This is a genomic window from Roseomonas sp. FDAARGOS_362, assembly GCF_002754815.1.
GTDB lineage: Bacteria > Pseudomonadota > Alphaproteobacteria > Acetobacterales > Acetobacteraceae > Roseomonas > Roseomonas mucosa.
On the sequence record NZ_CP024588.1, the window covers coordinates 3,076,412 to 3,093,919 of the forward strand.

At 71.1% G+C, this 17,508-nt stretch carries 18 protein-coding genes; 3 read left to right on the plus strand and 15 right to left on the minus strand.

Going from position 1 to position 17,508, the window contains the following annotated elements:
• Positions 1 to 198: 198 nt before the first annotated feature.
• The 3 genes from CTJ15_RS18635 to alr form a co-directional block, all read right to left on the minus strand.
• On the minus strand, positions 199 to 1,632 hold the full coding sequence (locus tag CTJ15_RS18635; RefSeq protein ID WP_075822052.1) for an NAD-dependent succinate-semialdehyde dehydrogenase: 1,434 nt from the start codon (positions 1,630 to 1,632) through the stop codon (positions 199 to 201).
• 168 nt (positions 1,633 to 1,800) lie between these two features.
• Positions 1,801 to 3,099 (minus strand): D-amino acid dehydrogenase, encoded by a 1,299-nt coding sequence (locus tag CTJ15_RS18640; RefSeq protein ID WP_099781827.1) that lies wholly within the window; start codon positions 3,097 to 3,099, stop codon positions 1,801 to 1,803.
• A 108-nt stretch (positions 3,100 to 3,207) separates the two neighbouring features.
• Entirely contained in the window at positions 3,208 to 4,344 is a 1,137-nt protein-coding gene (gene alr, locus CTJ15_RS18645) for an alanine racemase (protein WP_075822054.1), read from the minus strand.
• A 145-nt stretch (positions 4,345 to 4,489) separates the two neighbouring features.
• Between alr and CTJ15_RS18650 the strand changes: the two genes are divergently transcribed.
• On the plus strand, positions 4,490 to 4,942 hold the full coding sequence (locus CTJ15_RS18650) for an Lrp/AsnC family transcriptional regulator (RefSeq protein WP_019463236.1): 453 nt from the start codon (positions 4,490 to 4,492) through the stop codon (positions 4,940 to 4,942).
• A gap of 97 nt (positions 4,943 to 5,039) precedes the next feature.
• Positions 5,040 to 6,044 (plus strand): asparaginase, encoded by a 1,005-nt coding sequence (locus CTJ15_RS18655; RefSeq protein ID WP_099781829.1) that lies wholly within the window; start codon positions 5,040 to 5,042, stop codon positions 6,042 to 6,044.
• Positions 6,045 to 6,283: 239 nt separating this feature from the next.
• Here the strand turns inward: CTJ15_RS18655 and phnN are convergent, their stop codons facing one another.
• Genes phnN through phnG form a run of 8 tightly spaced genes read right to left on the minus strand, consistent with a single transcriptional unit; the run spans position 6,284 to position 12,657 of the window.
• A complete protein-coding gene (phnN, locus tag CTJ15_RS18660; RefSeq protein WP_075823408.1) occupies positions 6,284 to 6,835 on the minus strand; it encodes a phosphonate metabolism protein/1,5-bisphosphokinase (PRPP-forming) PhnN in 552 nt (183 codons plus the stop codon).
• 1 nt (position 6,836) lies between these two features.
• The gene (locus CTJ15_RS18665) at positions 6,837 to 8,006 is read right to left on the minus strand and encodes an alpha-D-ribose 1-methylphosphonate 5-triphosphate diphosphatase (RefSeq protein WP_075823409.1); all 1,170 of its coding nucleotides are present in this window, start codon (positions 8,004 to 8,006) and stop codon (positions 6,837 to 6,839) included.
• Between the two features lie 11 nt (positions 8,007 to 8,017).
• Positions 8,018 to 8,737 carry a phosphonate C-P lyase system protein PhnL gene (gene phnL, locus CTJ15_RS18670; protein WP_171979199.1) on the minus strand — a complete coding sequence of 240 codons (720 nt, stop codon included), beginning with the start codon at positions 8,735 to 8,737 and terminating at the stop codon, positions 8,018 to 8,020.
• Between the two features lie 8 nt (positions 8,738 to 8,745).
• Positions 8,746 to 9,522, minus strand: a complete 777-nt coding sequence (gene phnK, locus CTJ15_RS18675; protein ID WP_019463231.1) for a phosphonate C-P lyase system protein PhnK — start codon at positions 9,520 to 9,522, stop codon at positions 8,746 to 8,748.
• Positions 9,519 to 10,448 (minus strand): alpha-D-ribose 1-methylphosphonate 5-phosphate C-P-lyase PhnJ, encoded by a 930-nt coding sequence (locus CTJ15_RS18680; protein WP_026033588.1) that lies wholly within the window; start codon positions 10,446 to 10,448, stop codon positions 9,519 to 9,521. The genes phnK and CTJ15_RS18680 overlap by 4 nt, the downstream gene beginning before the upstream one ends.
• Positions 10,445 to 11,566, minus strand: a complete 1,122-nt coding sequence (locus tag CTJ15_RS18685) for a carbon-phosphorus lyase complex subunit PhnI (protein ID WP_075823425.1) — start codon at positions 11,564 to 11,566, stop codon at positions 10,445 to 10,447. Before CTJ15_RS18685 ends, CTJ15_RS18680 begins: the two co-directional genes overlap by 4 nt.
• 3 nt (positions 11,567 to 11,569) lie before the next feature.
• Positions 11,570 to 12,169: a phosphonate C-P lyase system protein PhnH gene (gene phnH / locus CTJ15_RS18690; RefSeq protein WP_019463228.1), complete on the minus strand. Its 600-nt coding sequence runs from the start codon at positions 12,167 to 12,169 to the stop codon at positions 11,570 to 11,572.
• Entirely contained in the window at positions 12,169 to 12,657 is a 489-nt protein-coding gene (gene phnG, locus CTJ15_RS18695) for a phosphonate C-P lyase system protein PhnG (RefSeq protein ID WP_099781830.1), read from the minus strand. The genes phnH and phnG overlap by 1 nt, the downstream gene beginning before the upstream one ends.
• A gap of 85 nt (positions 12,658 to 12,742) precedes the next feature.
• Here phnG and phnF point away from each other — a divergent pair, with 85 nt between their 5' ends.
• Positions 12,743 to 13,465 (plus strand): phosphonate metabolism transcriptional regulator PhnF, encoded by a 723-nt coding sequence (phnF, locus tag CTJ15_RS18700; RefSeq protein WP_019463226.1) that lies wholly within the window; start codon positions 12,743 to 12,745, stop codon positions 13,463 to 13,465.
• Between the two features lie 248 nt (positions 13,466 to 13,713).
• Here the strand turns inward: phnF and phnE (CTJ15_RS18705) are convergent, their stop codons facing one another.
• The 4 genes from phnE (CTJ15_RS18705) to phnC all read right to left on the minus strand — a co-directional run bounded on the left by phnE (CTJ15_RS18705) (position 13,714) and on the right by phnC (position 17,326).
• Positions 13,714 to 14,580, minus strand: a complete 867-nt coding sequence (phnE, locus tag CTJ15_RS18705; protein WP_075821307.1) for a phosphonate ABC transporter, permease protein PhnE — start codon at positions 14,578 to 14,580, stop codon at positions 13,714 to 13,716.
• A complete protein-coding gene (gene phnE / locus CTJ15_RS18710; protein ID WP_058390033.1) occupies positions 14,577 to 15,470 on the minus strand; it encodes a phosphonate ABC transporter, permease protein PhnE in 894 nt (297 codons plus the stop codon). Before phnE (CTJ15_RS18710) ends, phnE (CTJ15_RS18705) begins: the two co-directional genes overlap by 4 nt.
• Before the next feature lie 75 nt (positions 15,471 to 15,545).
• Complete coding sequence (phnD, locus tag CTJ15_RS18715; protein ID WP_019461378.1) at positions 15,546 to 16,466, minus strand: phosphonate ABC transporter substrate-binding protein; 921 nt, start codon at positions 16,464 to 16,466, stop codon at positions 15,546 to 15,548.
• Between the two features lie 32 nt (positions 16,467 to 16,498).
• The gene (phnC, locus tag CTJ15_RS18720; RefSeq protein WP_075821306.1) at positions 16,499 to 17,326 is read right to left on the minus strand and encodes a phosphonate ABC transporter ATP-binding protein; all 828 of its coding nucleotides are present in this window, start codon (positions 17,324 to 17,326) and stop codon (positions 16,499 to 16,501) included.
• Positions 17,327 to 17,508: the final 182 nt, after the last annotated feature.

Sequence of the window (17,508 nt, forward strand, 5' to 3'; positions counted from 1 at the left end):
ACACACGGCGCCAACGCAAGCCCGGGGTCCGGGGACCGGCTTCGGTCCCCGGCGGAGAGGGGGTCCGGCGGGAGAGGCAGCGCCTCTCCCCCGGGGCCGGCCAGAGGTGCAACCCCTGGCGGCGTGGCCACGAAAAAGGGGGAAGGGCCGAAGCCCTTTCCCCCCTTGGTCGCGGGTCCTATCCCCTGGGGCCTGGGCTCAGAGCCCGGCCTGGGAGACGAACTTGGTGTTCAGGTAGGATTCCAGCGCCTCGATGCCGCCTTCGGAGCCGTAGCCGCTGTCCTTGATGCCGCCGAAGGGCACTTCCGGCAGGGCGAGGCCCAGGTGGTTGATGGTCATCATGCCGGCCTCGACCTTGTCGCCCAGCGCCTGCGCCGTCTTGGCGGAGCGGGTGAAGGCGTAGGAGGCAAGGCCGAAGGGCAGGCGGTTGCCTTCCTCGACCGCCTCGTCGAAGTCGCGGAAGGGCACCATCAGCGCCAGCGGGCCGAAGGGCTCCTCGTTCATCGCCCGCATCTCGCGCGTCACGCCGGTCAGCACCGTGGGCTCGAAGAAATAGCCCTTGTTGCCGATGCGGTTGCCGCCGGTGCGGACCTCGGCGCCCTTCTGCCTGGCGTCGTTGATCAGCCCCTCGATGGACGGGATGCGGCGCTCATTGGCCAGCGGGCCCATGGTCACGCCTTCCTCCAGCCCGTTGCCCACCTTCGCCGCGGCGAGATGGCCGGAGAACTGCTCCACGAACTGGTCGAAGATCTTCTCCTGCACCAGGAAGCGCGTCGGCGAGACGCAGACCTGGCCCGCGTTGCGCAGCTTGGAGGTGGCGAGCGTCTTGGCCGCAAGGCCCACATCCGCGTCGTCGAAGACGAAGGCCGGGGCATGGCCGCCGAGCTCCATCGTCGCGCGCTTCATGTGCTGGCCGGCCAGGGCGGCAAGCTGCTTGCCCACCGGGGTGGAGCCGGTGAAGGTGATCTTGCGGATCACCGGGTGCGGGATGAGGTATTCCGAGATTTCCGCCGGCACGCCATAGACGAGGCCGATCACCCCATCCGGAATGCCCGCATCGGCGAAGGCGCGGATCAGCTCGGCCGGGGAGGCCGGGGTCTCCTCCGGCGCCTTGACGATGATCGAGCAGCCGGTGGCCAGCGCCGAGCAGAGCTTGCGCACGATCTGGTTGATCGGGAAGTTCCAGGGCGTGAAGGCGGCGACGGGGCCGACCGGCTCCTTGATCACCAGCTGGTACACGCCCTCGGCCCGGGCGGGGACGACGCGGCCATAGGTGCGGCGGCCTTCCTCGGCCAGCCAGTCGGCGGTGTCGGCGGCGCCCATCACCTCCATCTTCGCCTCGGCCAGCGGCTTGCCCTGCTCCAGCGTCATGATGCGGGCGATCTTGTCGGCCCGCTCGCGCAGCAGGTTCGCCGCCTTGCGGATCAGCTTGTAGCGCTCGAAGGCCGAGGTGGCGCGCCAGGTCCGGAAGCCCTTCGCCGCGGCCTCCAGCGCCTCGTCCAGGTCGGCACGGGACGCATAGGCCACGGTGCCGATCGTCTCCTCGGTGGCCGGGTTGATCACCGGCTCCGTGCGGCCGCCGGTCGCGGCGCGCCAGGTTCCGTTGATGAAGAGTTGGACGTCCGGATACATGTAGTCCTCCGTCGAAGTGGTCAGGGCCCAAATAGGACCGCATCGCCCCGGATTAACCCCCCATGCGGGCGGCGGGGCGCGATCCCCGGGGAAAAGGTCATACCTTCCCGGCACGGGAGAGCCTGTGGACCTCCCACCATCCGGGCCGCGCCGCAAGGGGGGGGCGGATCAGGCCGCCTGCTTGCGGGCCGCCGCCTTCCCCTCCGGCGGCACGTGGCGGTAGCGCTCCAGGCTGAGGTCGCTGCTGTCGATCTCCGGCGTGTGGCCGGAGACGAGATCGGCCAGCAGCCGCCCGGAGCCGCAGGCCATGGTCCAGCCCAGCGTGCCATGGCCGGTGTTGGTGAAGAGGTTGCCGAAGGGCGTGGCGCCCACGATCGGCGTGCCGTCCGGCGTCATCGGCCGCAGCCCGGTCCAGAAGCTGGCCTTGCTCAGGTCGCCGCCTTTGGGGAACAGGTCGTGCACCGAATGTTCCAGCGTGGCGCGGCGCGGCTGGCGCAGCGTCAGGCTGAACCCGGCCAGTTCCGCCGTGCCGCCGACGCGGATGCGTTCGCCCAGTCGGGTGATGGCGACCTTGTAGGTCTCGTCCATCACGGTGGAGACGGGCGCGCCGTCCGGATCGGTGATCGGCACGGTGATGGAATAGCCCTTCACCGGATAGACCGGCAGGTTCATCCCCAGCGGCCGCAGCAGCGCGGCGGAATAGCTGCCCAGCGCCACGACATAGCGGTCGGCGGTCAGCGTCCCGGCGGTGGTGACGGCGCCGGTGACGCGGCCGCCCTCGGTGGCCAGCCGCTGGATGGTGGTGCCATAGCGGTAGGTCACGCCCATGCCCTCGCAGATCTTCGCGAGCCGCTGGGTGAACTGGTGGACGTCGCCGGTTTCGTCCTGCGGCAGATAGAGGCCGCCCACCATCTTCTCGCGCACCAGGCCGAGGGCGGGCTCCTTGCTCACGCAGCCGGCGGCGTCCAGCACCTCGTAGGGAATGCCGTACTGGTCGAGCACGCCCGTGTCGTCCCCGACATGGTCGAGCTGCTTCTGCGTCCGGAAGACCTGCAAGGTGCCGCGCTGCCGGTCGTCATAGGTGATGCCCGTCTCGGCGCGCAGTGTGGTCAGGGATTCGCGGGCATATTCTGCGATGCGCACCATGCGGCTCTTGTTGAGGCGGTAGGCTTCCTCGTTGCAGTTGGCCAGCATCTGCGCCAGCCACCAGCCGAGCCGCGCGTCCGGGCGCGGCCAGATCACGAAGGGGCGGTAGCGCATCATCAGCCATTTCAGCGCCTTGACCGGGATGCCCGGCCCGGCCCAGGGCGAGGAATAGCCGTAGGAAAGCTGCCCGGCATTGGCAAAGGAGGTCTCCATCCCCGCCGCCGGCTGGCGGTCGACGACGGTGACCTCGTGGCCGGCCTTGGCGAGGTAATAGGCCGAGGCGGTGCCGACCACGCCGCTGCCGAGGATGAGAACCTTCATGACCGACCTGAACTCCTGACCGGCCCGAGGGGGCCTTGTTGATGCCGCCCATGCGGAGCGGGGCCGTTTCCTGCGGGGAATGGCCCGGGCGCGCCCGGGCGGAAACCCTCAGCCGCCGGCATAGCGGCGGTGGTAGCGCTGACCGAGGCCGGTCAGGATCTCGTAGGGGATGGTCCCGGCGGCCTCGGCCACCGCATCCAGATCGTGGTCCGGCCCGATCAGTTCCACCGTGTCGCCGGGATGCAGCGCATCCTCCGGCAGGGCGCTGGCATCGAGCACGATGCTGTCCATGGAGACGCGCCCCAGCATGGGCAGCGCCACGCCCCGCCACATGGCCCGGCCACGGTTGCTGGCGCTGCGCAGGAAGCCGTCGGCATAGCCCACCGCGATGGTGGCCAGCCGGCTCGGCGCCCGGGTGGTGAAGCTGTGGCCATAGCCCACGGCCGTGCCCGCCGGGACGCCGCGGGTCTGCACCACGCGCGCATCCAGCCGCAGCACCGGGCGCAGCGGGTTCTCCCCGCGTGGCAGCGGCGCCACGCCGTGCAGCGCCACGCCGGGGCGCACGAGGCCGCCATGCCAGGGGCTGCCGAGGAAGATGCCGGAGGAGGCGGCGAGGCTGGTCGGCAGCGCCGGCAGGCGCTGGCGCAGGCGGTTGAAGCATTCGAGCTGCGCCGCATTGGCCGGATGCCCCGGTTCGTCGGCGCAGGCGAGGTGGCTCATCACCCGGACGGGCTCCACCGCCGCCAGGTCGCGCCCATCCTGCACCAGCCGGTCCAGGTCGCCGGCGGAAAGGCCGAAGCGGGCCATGCCGGTGTCGATCTGCAGCCAGGCCGGCAGGCGCCGCCCCTCCGCCCGCGACAGGGTGGCCCAGCCCGCCACCTGCTCCAGGCTGTTCAGCACCGGGATCAGCCCATGCGCCAGCGCCTCCCGCTCGGTGCCATCGAACAGGCCGTGCATCACATGGACGCGCGCCTCCTCCGAGCCGGGGAGGCCGCGCAGGTCCTGGCGGAGGGCGATGCCCTCCTCCAGATGCGCCACGAAGAAGTCGCGGCAGCCCTCGGCCAGCAGGGCCGGGCCGACCAGCGCCGCCCCCAGCCCATAGGCATCGGCCTTCAGCACCGCGCCGCAGGCGGCGGGCGCCACGCGGTCGCGCAGCCAGCGCCAGTTGGCGCGGATCGCCCCCAGGTCGATGGTCAGGATGGCGCCGGCCGCTGGCCAGAGCCTTTCCCGGGCAGGGCTGTGCATGCCGCCTGTCTCCGAATCAGCGGAGGGAATGAAAGCAAGATTCTGGCCAGGAGAGGCCGGCATGTTCATGCGAAGAGTCGAAGATCCTGCGATCCGGTGCTAGGGATTCCGCAGAATCTGCACCGGCCTGAAATTTCCTGCCTCCATGCTCCTGGACAGCCTCGACGAGCGCATCATCCGCCTGCTCCGCGCGCAGGGGCGCATCAGCAATGCCGACCTGGCGGAGGCGGTGGGGCTTTCCCCCTCCGCCTGCCTGCGGCGGGTGCGGCAACTCGAATCGAACGGGGTGATCCGGGGCTATACCGCCATCCTCGACGACCGCCGCACCGGACGCGGCACGGTGGTGATCGTGCAGATCACGCTGGAACGGCAGACCGACGACTGTCTCGGCCGCTTCGAGCAGGCGGCGCGCAGGCATGCCGAGATCCGGGAGTGCTACCTGATGACGGGCGCCTCGGACTACCTGCTGCGCATCGTGGTGGAGGATGCGGCGGATTACGAGCGGCTGCACAAGGAGGTGCTGTCCCGTCTGCCCGGCGTGGCGCGCATCCAGTCGAACTTCACCATCCGCACGGTGATCCGCCCGGTCGACATGTGAGGGGGCGGATGCCACGCCCGGGAAAAGCGGGACAGACCCCCGGAACGGGAAGGCGTCTCCCCTGGATTCCCGGCCCGTCCCGTGGGAGGAAACAGGCATGGAAGATCCGGTTCTGGTGGAAGTCACGCGCGGTCCCGAGGTGGAATCGCGCCATGCGGGGGCCTTCGCGGTGGTGGATGCGGAGGGCGGGCTCGTCCTCTCCGCCGGCGATGTGGAGCGGCCCGTTTTCCCGCGCTCGGCGGTGAAGGTGATCCAGGCCCTGCCGCTGATCGAGAGCGGCGCGGCCGATCGCTTCGGCCTGACGGAAGCGGAGCTGGCGCTCGCCTGCGCCTCCCATTCCGGCGAGCCTCTGCATGCCGAGACCGCCGCCGCCATGCTGCGCAAGGCCGGGCAGGAGGCGGGCTGCCTGGAATGCGGCACGCACTGGCCCAGCAATGCCCAGGCGGCGCGGGACCTGGCGCGCTCCGGCGCCGAGGCGACGGCCCTGCACAACAACTGCTCCGGCAAGCATGCCGGCTTCGTCTGCACCGCCTGTGCCCTGGGGGTGGATGTGGCGGGCTATGTCCGCCCCGGACACCAGGTGCAGCAGGAGGTGAAGGCGGCGCTGGAGGACGTGACCGGTACCGCGCTGGACGCGGCGCGGCGTGGCACGGATGGCTGCTCCATCCCGACCTATGCCATCCCGCTCCGCGCCCTGGCCCATGGCTTCGCCCGGATCGGCACCGGCCACGGCTTCGGCCCGGCCCGCGCCGCGGCGGCGAAGCGGCTGCGCGCTGCGGTGGCGGCGAACCCCTTCCTGGTCGCGGGCACCAAGCGGGCCGATACGGTGATCATGCAGGCACTGGGCGAGCGCGCCTTCACCAAGGTCGGGGCCGAGGGCGTCTTCTGCGCCGCACTGCCGGAACAGGGCCTGGGCATCGCCATCAAGTGCGAAGACGGCGCTGGCCGCGCGGCGGAGGTGGTGCTGGCCTCCCTTCTGCTGCGCCTCCTCGACCCCGGGGAAGCCGATCGCGGCGTCCTTGCCCCGCTCGCCAGCCCGGTGCTGCGCAACTGGAACGGCATCGAGGTCGGCAGTCTGCGCCCGGCGGCGGCCCTGGCCTGATCCGGTCAAACGGCTTCCGCTGCACACCTGGCGTTGCTCTGTCTCCGGGGGAAAGGCGCTGCCTTTCCCCCGGACCCCCTATCCGCCAGGACCCTGCGGGCCCTGGACCCGATGAGTTGGCTCTCCCCGCGGCCGGATCGCGCCGGAGAGCATGGCTCTCCGGCGGACTGCCGGTGCCACGGGCGCGGACACGGTGTCCTTCTTTTCGGGAGCCCCGCGTCTCCACCTGCTCCCGGGGATCAGCCCGTCGCCAACCGGTCGCGCAGATGCGCCAGGAGCTGTGCCACCGCTTCCTCCGGCGTGCCGTCGTTGACGATGCGGAGTTCGGCCGGCGGTCCGTCCAGCGCCTGGGCGCGGCGCAGGCGCAGGGCGACATCGCCATCCTCCGCCCGGGACCGGCGGGCGAGGCGCTGCTCCAGCACCTCGGCGGGCGCGGTGATCTCCACCACGGTCACGGCGGGCAGCCGTTCCCGCGCCTGCGGCACCACGGCGCGCGAAACGTTGCAGAGCACCAGCTTCCCCGTTTGCGCGGCCATGGCCGTCTCCGCCGGGATGCCGTAGCAGAGGCCGTGCGCCCGCCAGGACAGGGCGAAGGCGCCCGCCGCCTCGGCACGGCGGAAGCCCGCCTCGTCCAGGCTGTCATGCGCCTCCCATTCCGAGGCGAGGCGCGTCACCACCCGCCGGGGGAAGAGCAGGCGCGGCTCCCCTTCCAGCGCGGCGCGGGCGCCCGCGATCACCGTGTCCTTGCCGGCGCCGCTCGGCCCGACCACCAGCACGAAGCCTCCCTGCATCTCAGGCGACCCGCCTTCCCTGGCGCCAGACCTGCCGCACCACCGGCACGCCGCCCGCCAGGGTGACATGCACCAGGTCGGCGCGCTGGCCGGGCGCGATCACGCCCCGGTCGTCCAGGCCGGTGGCCCGGGCCGGGTTGGCGGTGACCGTGGCGATGGCCTGCGGCAGGGTGATGCCCGGAACGCGCTCCGGCAGGTCGAAGGCCGCCAGCAGCAGGCTGCCCGGCACGTAGTCGGAGGACAGGATGTCCAGCAGCCCGTGCCGCGCCAGCTCCGCCGCCGCGACATTGCCGGAATGGGAGCCGCCGCGGATCAGGTTCGGCGCGCCCATCATCACCCGGATGCCGCGCGCATGGCTTTCCGCCGCCGCCTCGTGGGTGGTCGGGAACTCGGCGATGCCGACCCGTTCCTCCACCGATTGCGCCACATCCGCCAGGGTGGTGTCGTCATGGCTGGCGAGGGCGATGCCGTGCCGCCGTGCCAGCGCGACCAGGGGCGGCCGGTTCCGCGCCGCGCGCTCCGCACCGGTCTCCATGCGGAGGGCGGTCAGCGCCTTCAGCTCCTCGGTGGACTTGCCGGAACGGCGGGCATAGACGAAGTACTTCTCCAGGTCGCGGAACTGCCGCTGCCCGGGCGTGTGGTCCATCAGCGACAGCAGGTCCACCGGATAGCGTTCGCAGAAACGCTCCACCATCTCCACCACGTCCGGCGCCGGGATCTCGCAGCGCAGATGCGTGCGGTGCTCGGCGCGCAGCAGGTCGTCCTGCCGGGCCGCATCGATCGCCCCGGCGAGCTCGAAGAGCTCCCCGCCCAGCCCGCCGCCATCGATGTCGGAACCGGCGCGCAGGCTGTCGAAGACGGTGGTGATGCCCGAGGCCGCGATCTGCGCGTCATAGGCCAGCACGGCGCCCAGCGGATGCCAGCGCACCTTGGGGCGGGGGATGTAGTGCGTCTCCAGATGGTCTGTGTGCAGCTCCACCAGGCCCGGGATCAGCAGCGCGCCACGCAGGTCCACGCGCCGGCCCTCGCCGGCGGCGGGCAGCACGGCGCGCGGCACGTCGCCCTCGCCGATCGCGTCGATCCGGCCATCTTCCAGCCGCACCCAGCCGCGCTGCACGCGGTCGGGCAGCACGATCTCGGCATTCTCGATCAGGTCCACGGGTTCCAGCATCGTCGTTCCTGTCAGGCCGCGTCGGCTTGGGGTTGGGAAGCGGAGAAGCGCGTGACGTCCACCACGCGGCTCGCCACCGCGTCGCGTACGTCCTCGTCATGGAAGATGCCGATCATCGCCACCCCGGCGGCGGCTTTGCGTCGGATCATCTCCACCACCACGGCGCGGTTGCGCGCGTCCAGCGAGGCGGTGGGCTCGTCCAGCAGCAGCACCGGGCGCTCGGCGATCAGGCCACGCGCGATGTTCACGCGCTGCTGCTCGCCGCCGGAGAAGGTGGCGGGCGGCAGGTCCCAGAGCCGTTCCGGCAGGTTCAGCGCCGCCAGCATCTCCGCCGCGCGGCCGCTGGCGGTTTCCGCGTCGAGCCCGCCCTCGCGCCCGGCGGCGGCCACGATCTCGCGCGCGCCCACGCGGGGAATGACGCGCAGGAACTGCGAGACATAGCCCATGGTGGTCCGCCGCAGCGCCAGCACCCGGCGCGGCCCGGCGCTGGCGACATCCACCATCTCCCCCCCGTCGCGGATCAGGATGCGGCCCGTGTCGCAGCGGTAGTTGCCGTAGATCATCCGCAGCAGCGAGGACTTGCCCGCGCCCGAGGGGCCGCCGAGCACCACGCATTCCCCCGGATCGACCGAGAAGGACACGCCATCGACGACGCCGAGCCGGGTGCCGCCGCGCAGATGCAGGGTGAAGGTCTTGCCGACGCCGTCCAGCGTGACGAGAGGCCCGTTCATGGAGGGGTTCATGCCGCGAGCACCGAGGAGACGAGGAGTTGCGTGTAGGGCTCGGACGGATCGTCCAGCACCTGGTCGGTGAGCCCGCTCTCGATCACCCGCCCATGGCGCATCACCATGATCCGGTGCGACAGCAGCCGCGCCACGGCGAGGTCATGGGTGACGATGATCACCGCCAGCCCCAGCTCCGCCACCAGTCCGCGCACGAGGTCCAGCAGGCGCGCCTGCACCGAGACGTCGAGGCCGGAGGTCGGCTCGTCCATCAGCACGAGGCGCGGATGGGTGACGAGGTTGCGCGCGATCTGCAGCCGCTGCCGCATGCCGCCCGAGAAGGCGCGCGGCGTGTCGTCCATGCGGTCGGCGCCGATCTCGACGCGGCCCAGCCAGTCCTGCGCCGTGGCGCGGATGCGGCCATAGTGCCGCGCCCCCACCGCCATCAGCCGCTCCCCGACATTGCCGCCGGCGGAAACGGACATGCGCAGCCCCTGCGCCGCATCCTGGCGGATGAAGCCCCATTCGGTGCGCAGCAGCAGGCGCCGCTCGGCCTCGCCCAGCGCCAGGATGTCGCGCGCCTCGCCATCCTTGCCGCGATAGAGCACGCGGCCGCTGTCGGGCATCAGCTCGGTGGCGAGGCAGGAAAGCAGGGTGGACTTGCCGGAGCCGGATTCGCCGACCACCGCCAGCACCTCCCCGGGCTCCAGGTCGAAGCTGACATCGGCACAGCCGATGCGCGCGCCGTAGCGCTTGCTCAGGCTCTCAACGGAGAGAAGAGGCAGCCCGCTCATCGCGCATTCTCCTTCCGTGCGAAGGAGGGGGCCTCGCCCAGCATCGGGCCGCGATGCCCCGCCTCGCGCCGCTCCTCGCAGAAATCCGTGTCGGAGCAGACGAACATCCGGCCGCCCCGGTCGTCCAGCACCACCTCGTCCTGGTAGGTGCCGGTGGCGCCGCAGAGCGCGCAGGGCTGGCTGAACTTCTGGATGGTGAAGGGATGGTCCTCGAAATCCAGGCTCCGCACCTCGGTATGGGGCGGCACGGCATAGATCCGCCGCTCGCGCCCTGCGCCGAAGAGCTGCAACGCGGCGCAGTGGTCCATCTTCGGGTTGTCGAATTTCGGCGTCGGCGAGGGGTCCATCACGTAGCGCCCCGCCACCTCCACCGGATAGGCATAGGTCTTGGCGATATGGCCGTGCCGCGCGATGTCCTCGTAGAGCTTCACGTGCATCAGCCCGTATTCCGCCAGCGCGTGCATGCGCCGCGTTTCCGTCTCGCGCGGCTCCAGGAAGCGCAGCGGCTCCGGGATCGGCACCTGGTAGACGAGGATCTGCCCCTCGGTCAGCGGATGCTCGGGGATGCGGTGCCGCGTCTGGATCACCGTGGCCTCCGCCGTGCGGGTGGTGGTCTCGACGCCCGCCGTGCGCTCGAAGAACTTGCGGATGGACACGGCGTTGGTGGTGTCGTCCGAGCCCTGGTCGATCACCTTCAGCCGGTCCTCGGGCCCCAGCACCGCCGCCGTCACCTGCACGCCGCCCGTGCCCCAGCCATAGGGCATCGGCATCTCGCGCGAGGCGAAGGGCACTTGGTAGCCGGGGATGGCGATGGCCTTCAGGATGGCGCGGCGGATCATCCGCTTCGTGCCCTCGTCCAGATAGGCGAAGTTGTAGCCGGCCACGCCCGCGCCGGCCTGCTGCCCGGGGGTCATTCCAGCGCTCATTCCGCCGCCTCCTTCCGCGTCTCTCGCGCTGCTTCTTCCTGGGCGGCATGTTCCGCCCGCATCCGCCTCACCAGCTCCAGCTCCGCCTGGAAATCCACGTAGTGCGGCAGCTTCAGGTGCTCGACGAAGCCCGTCGCCTGCAGGTTGTCGCAATGGGAGAGGACGAATTCCTGGTCCTGCGCCGGGGCATTCACCTCCTCGCCCAGCTCCTCCGCCCGCAACGCCCGGTCCACCAGCGCCATGGCCATCGCCTTGCGCTCGCCCTGGCCGAAGGACAGGCCATAGCCGCGCGTGAACTGTGGCGGCGCCTGGGAGGAGCCCTTGAACTGCGTCACCATCTCGCATTCGGTGACCTCGACCTCGCCCAGCGGCACGGCGAAGCCCAGCTCCTCCGGCACGAACTCCACCTCCACCGTGCCGAAGCGGATCTCGCCGACGAAGGGGTGGTTGCGGCCATAGCCGCGCTGGGTGGAATAGCCGAGCGCCAGCACGAAGCCCTCGTCACCCCGCGCCAGGGCCTGGAGGCGGATGTCGCGCTCCGCCGGATAGGCCACCGGCGCCCGGGTCAGGTCGCCCACCTCGGCGCCGTTCTCCACCTCCGCCCCGGGCTCGCTCGGCTCGATCAGCCCCTCGCCGCCCAGCAGCGCCGTGACATGCGGCACCGGCTCGGCCGGATCGGCGGGCGCCTCGGCCGGGGCCGGCGGCTCCAGCCCCGCCGCCAGGGCGAAGTCGATCAGCCGGTGCGTGTAGTCGAAGGTCGGCCCCAGCACCTGCCCGCCCGGCAGGTCCTTGTAGGTGGCGGAAACCCGCCGCCGCACCGCCATCGCCGCGGTGTCGATCGCCTCGGCGGCGCCGAAGCGGGGCAGGGTGGTTCGCGCCGCCCGCACCAGGAAGACCGCCTCGATCAGGTCGCCCCGCGCCTGCTTCAGCGCCAGCGCGGCGAGGTCGGGGTCATAGAGCGAGCCCTCCGTCATCACCCGGTCCACCGCGAGCCGCATCTGCTCGCGGATCTGATCGACCCCGATCTCCGGCACGGCGCGGTCGCCGCGCCGCGCATCGGCCAGCAGCCGGTGCGCGTTCTCGATGGCGGCCTCGCCGCCCTTCACGGCCACATACATGCGTCAGGCCTCCGTCACGCGGGTGGAACGGGGCAGGCCCATCACCGCGCCCGGCAGGGCCAGCAGGTGATCCAGCCCGAGCGGGAACCGCTTCCGGTTCCGCTTCAGCCGCGCCACGAAGCCTTCCGGCAGGGGCGGCGTCACGCTGCGGCAGCCCTCGATCCCCGGCCCCTCCAGCAGCAGCAGCTTCCCGCCCTCCTGCCGCGGCAGGGCCAGCACCAGCGTGGTGGAGGCATCCGGATAGTCCGGCGTGCCCTGGGCGAAGCCCTCATGCGGCGGGCAGCGTGCCGGATCGGCGACCAGGGCGAAGGCGGCCTCCGCCGGGTCCTTCACGATCGGCGCCCCGGTGTGGAAGCGCAGGAACTCCGCCACCGCCGGCGCCCCGGCCAGCGGCGCGTCCAGCCAGAGCGGCGCATCCGCATCCGCCAGCGCCAGGGCGATCGCCGCCAGTTCCGGCGTCAGCGGCGCCGGAACTTCCGGCAGGTCGGCGAGGGGTTGCAGGCTGCCGGGGCGTGCCAGCGCCTCCATCACGCCGCGGAAGACCCGCTGCGCGTCGAGGACGGGATCGGCGAAGCCGGGCAGCAATCCGGTGACGACGTTCATCAATCCTCTCCGCGCACCATGGTGAAGAAATCCACGCGCGTCGCGGCCGCCTGTCGCGCCCGCCGCGCCCGCTCGGCCTCCCGTCGCGCGGCGACGGGCCGCAGCGCCGCCTCCACCGCCTGACGATGCGCCCGTGCCTGCCAGAGCGCGTCCAGCACCGCCGCCTGCCGCGCCCGCACCGCGTCCCGCCCCAGCAGATAGGAGAAGCCGGTCTCGCCGCCCTCGATCCGCACCGCGGCGCGCGTCACCGTCGCCTCGCCCAGGTTGAAGCGGCGCCCGTCGCCGCCGGTACGGCCCCGCACCATCACCAGCCCGGTCTCCGGCCGCCGCAGCTCCTGCACCGGCCCGGCATAGCCCACCGCCGCCAGCGCCGTGTCCAGCTCCGCCCCGGTCGCCGCGGCGCAGAGCGCCATCACCGCCTGGCGCGCCGCCGTGACGGGGGTGGCTGGCGCCCCGGCCCCCTCTCGTGTTTCGCTCTCTGCCGCCATTGCCCGGAAGCCCCTCTGCGAATATGTCTAGTAGTATAGACATCTCAACAAGACGAGCCAGTGACAATTCGATGATTCATCGCCCATGAACGAGCCCTTCCGCCGGGGCGACGGCATTGCCGCCTGGAAGCGCATCGCCGACGGTCTGGAGGCCGAGATCGCCGCCGGCTGCTTCCCGCGCGGCGCGCGCCTGCCCACCGAGGCCCAGCTCGCCACCCAGTACGGCGTGAACCGCCACACCGTCCGCCGCGCCCTTTCCGCGCTGGCCGAACGCGGCCTGGTCCGCGCCACCCAGGGCAGCGGCACCTTTGTGGAGGCCCCGCCGCTCCGCTATCCGATCGGGCCGCGCACCCGCTTCTCCGAGATCGCCACCGCCGCCGGGCGTGAGGCCTGGGGCCGGCTGCTTTCCGCCCGGGAGGTCATGGCCGACGCCGCCCTGGCCGAGGCGCTCGAACTGCCGCCGGGCAGTCCCATCCTGGAGCTCGTCACGCTGCACGAGGCCGACGGCGTGCCTATCTCCACCGGCCTCACCCGCCTGCCCCTGCCGCGCTTCGCCGGCTTCGCCGAGCGCTATGCCGGGACCGGCTCCATCACCCGCGCCTACGCCTCCTACGGCGTCACCGACTATCTCCGCCGTTCCACCCGCATCACCGCGCGCCCCGCCACGCCGGAAGAAGCCGAATCCCTCAGCCTCGCCCCCGGCCGCGTTGTCCTCGTCCTCGACAGCGTCAACACCGATGCCCAGGGCCGCCCCATCCAGGCCACCCACTCCCGCTTCGCCGCCGACCGCGTCGAACTGTCGGCGTGAAGGGAGGATCGGGCCGTTGGACCGGGAGGCTCTGCCTCCCGGACCCTCCGCTCAGGGGCACAGTGTGCCCCCGAGACCCCGCCATGAGCGCTCCGCGAGGAGGGGGTTGTTCCGCCGGTATGCCATCCGGCGACCGGTGTCCTGTCCCCCCTCCTCGCGGAGCGCTCACAGGGTTCCAAGGGACTAACGTCCCTTGGCGGGGTGTCCAGAGGGGCGGAGCCCCTCTGGCCCCGGCCCGATCATCCCCTTCAATGCCCCGATGGTGCGCCGGCGATGGCGGTGCGGAGGCGGCTGGAGAGGGCGTCGATGGCGGCGACCATGACGAGGATGAGGACGACGATCATCGAGACGGCCGGCCATTCCAGGGTGCGGATCATTTCCGAGAGCATGAGGCCGATGCCGCCCGCGCCGACGATGCCGATGATGGAGGAGGAGCGGGTATTGGATTCGAACATGTAGAGCACCTGACCGGCCAGGACGGGCAGAACCTGCGGCAGCACGCCGTAGCGGATGCCGTGCAACCGGTTGCCGCCGGTGGAGGCGATGCCTTCCGCCGCCTTGCGGTCCACCGCCTCGATCGCCTCGGAATAGAGCTTGCCGAAGGTGCCGATATCGGAGGTGACGATGGCCAGCACCCCGGCGAAGGGGCCGAGGCCCACCACGCTGATCCAGATCAGCGCCCAGATCAGCGCGTCCACGCCGCGGACGCCGTCCAGCGCGCGGCGCGACAGGAAGTGCACCACGCGGTTGATGGTGGTGTTGCGCGCCGCGAGGAAGCCCAGCGGGATGGCCAGGATGGAGGCGACCAGCGTGCCGAGGAAGGCGATGGCGAGCGTCTCGGCCAGGAGCTGCAGCATCTGCACGAAGCGCGCCCAGGAACCCGGGTCGGGCGGCAGCATCAGCGTCAGGAAGTGCAGCATCTGCCCCATCCCGGCGAAGACGCGCAGCGGCGAGAGCTCCAGGCGCCAGATGCTGACGGCGAGGAGCGCCAGCGCCGCGGCGGTGATCGCCAGCGCCTGGATGCGGGAGGGCGGCATGCGCCGGAACGCAAGCGGGTGGCGGGCGACGAGGCCGGGAAGGTCCGCCAGCGCGGCGTTGCGGATGGCGCCGCTCATGCCTTCTGCTCCAGTCCGATGAGGTGGTGGCGCAGGCGCTCGGTCAGCATGTCGATCACCATCACGGCCAGGATGATCAGCAGCAGGATGGCCGAGACGTCGTTGTAGTAGAACTTGCGGATCGCCTCGAGCAGGTCCTGCCCGATGCCGCCCGCACCGACGAAGCCCAGCACGGCGGCCTGCCGCACGTTGATCTCGAAGCGCAGCAGCGCATAGCTGGCGAAGTTCGGCAGCACCTGCGGCAGGGCGCCGAAGCGCACCGCGGTGAGCCAGCCGCCGCCGGTGGAGCGGATGCCCTCGACCGGCCTCATGTCGATGTTCTCCACCACCTCGGTGCACATCTTGCCCAGCGCGCCGGCGGTGTGGATGGCGATGGCCAGCACGCCCGGCAGCGCGCCGAGGCCGAAGGCGATCACGAAGATCAGGGCGAAGACGATGTCGGGGACGGTGCGGCAGAATTCCAGCAGCCGCCGCGCCGTGCCGCGCAGCCAGGGCTGGCGCACGAGATTGGCGCTGGACACGAAGCAGAGCGCGAAGCCGGCCAACGCGCCCAGCAGCGTGCCGACATAGGCCATCAGCATCGTGTCGAACAGCAGCAGGCCCCATTTGCGAAGGCCCCAGAACCACTCGCCCGGGCTGGTCCAGACGCGCGCACCCGTGGTACTGCCCTCCAGCGTGGTGATGCGGTCGAAATAGCCGAAGAAGGCGCCGATATGCCGCCCGAGCTGGCCAGGATCGACCTCCGCCACCCAGGCGGAGACGAAGGCGAGCGCGGCGACGACCAGCAGCGCGAGCAGGAGCTGCCGGCGCCCTGCCCTGCGGCTCTGTGCGTAGTCGCCCATCAGGCCCGCGAGGCGCGGCTCCGGCAGGCGGGGCAGGGCGATGCTCATGTCAGTGGGACCCGTTCAGACGCGATCCCGCCCCGCTGGCCATGCCGGCGGGGCGGGCTTCGCGGAAGTTCCGCCTCAGGCCTTGCGGCGGAGGCTGTCGACGAAGCGGTTCAGTTCGATGATCGGCTGGTAGGCGCTGTTGTCCACCGGCATCCAGGGGCCGGACTTGCCGTCGTAGATCTTGTCGAAGGCCGCCTTGTTCTCCTTCGGCATGGCCAGCGCGGCGGTGCGGATCGCCGTGCGCAGGTCCTCCGGCAGGCTGGTCAGGTAGGCCATCGGGGAGTTCACGATCTGGTCGGACTTGAAGATGATGCGGAAATCCTCCGCCTTCACCATGCCCTTGCGCGCCATGCGCAGCAGGTTGCTCTCCTGCTCGTCGTTCCACCAGTTGGCGCACATGTCCACCGTGCCCTGCTGGAGCGCGATGATCGCGTTCTCATGGCTGCCGGTATAGACGACCTTGTTGAAGAACTCGTCCGGCTTGATGCCCATCTTGTCGAGGGCGAAGCGCGGCACGTTGTTGCCGGAGGTGGAGTTCGGGTCCACCAGGCCGAGGTTCTTGCCCTTCAGGTCCTGCACCTTCTGATAAGGCGAGTCCTTCTTCACGTAGAAGACGGAGTAGTAGCCCTTGGTGCCGTCGAGGTTCGTCTCGATGGCGAAGGCCTCGATCTTCGCACCGGTCATCAGCGCGCGGGCGAAGGAGGAGGGGCCGTAGGAGGCGATATGGATGTTGCCGGAGCGCTGGCCCTCGATCACCGCCGCGTAGTCATTGGCGATGCGCAGCGTCACCTTGGTGCCGAGCTTCTTCGACATGTACTCGGTGAAGGGCGTCCAGCGGTCGATCACGCCCGAGGCGTTCTCCGCCGGGATGATCGCGAAGACCAGCTCCGGATAGGCCTTGGCCCAGGAGGCGGACTGGGCGCGGGCCAGCGAGGGCACCGCCAGCGGCGAGGCCAGCAGCGCGCCGGCGCCGAGCAGCATGCGACGGTTCAGCATGATCGGATGATCCTCAGGTCAGGGATGTCGTTCTACGCATAGGTCCGGGCCACCGTCTGCGGCGGCACCGGAGTTCCGAGGGCGGGGGATGCGGGCGCGGGTTCCGTTCCACCCATCACCTCGGCGGCCTCCAGCCCATAGAGGCGGCGCGCCTCGGCCTCGCCCAGTTCCTGCGGCCCGCCGTCGAAGACCAGCTTGCCGCCGGCCAGCCCCACCAGCCGGTCGCAGTAGCGGCGCGCCACGTCGAGCGAGTGCAGGTTGCAGAGCACGGTGATGCCATAGCCGCGGTTGATGCGCTGGAGCGTGTCCATCACGATCTGCGTGTTGCGTGGATCAAGCGAGGCGATCGGCTCGTCCGCCAGGATGATCTCGGGCTCCTGCACCAGGGCGCGGGCGATGGCCACGCGCTGCTGCTGCCCGCCCGAGAGCTGCCCGGCGCGCTGCGCGGCGAGGTCGGCGATGTCGAACTGCTCCAGCGCCGCCAGCGCCATGGCCCGGTCCTCCTCCGGCCAGAGGCCGAACAGGGCACGCGGCAGGGAGACCTTGTTCAGCCGCCCGGTCAGCACGTTGGTCAGCACGTCGAGCCGGGGGGCGAGGTTGAAGTGCTGGAACACCATGGCGCAGCGGGCCCGCCAGTCGCGCATCGCCCGGCCCTGCAACCCGCTCACCACCTGCCCGTTCCAAAGGATGCGGCCGCCGCTCGGCATCTCCAGCCCGTTGATCATCCGCAGCAGCGTGGACTTGCCGGCGCCGGAACGGCCGATCACCCCCACGAAGCTGCCGGGACGGATCTCCAGCGACAGCGCGTCCACGGCCGTCTTCGCGCCATATCGCCGGGACAATCCATCGATGGTGAGCATGCGCCGTCCCGTCCAACCTGTCGGCTGGGGCGGTTAGCGCAGGCGGGTGACGCGGCTGTTTCAAACCGATGATGGATTCGTGACAGAGCCTGGGCGGAATGGTTCACCCTGGCGGCTCGTGCGGGCCGGGGAAGAAGGCGGAGCCTTGTCCCCCGGAGGGCAGCTTGGCGTCGAAACCGTGA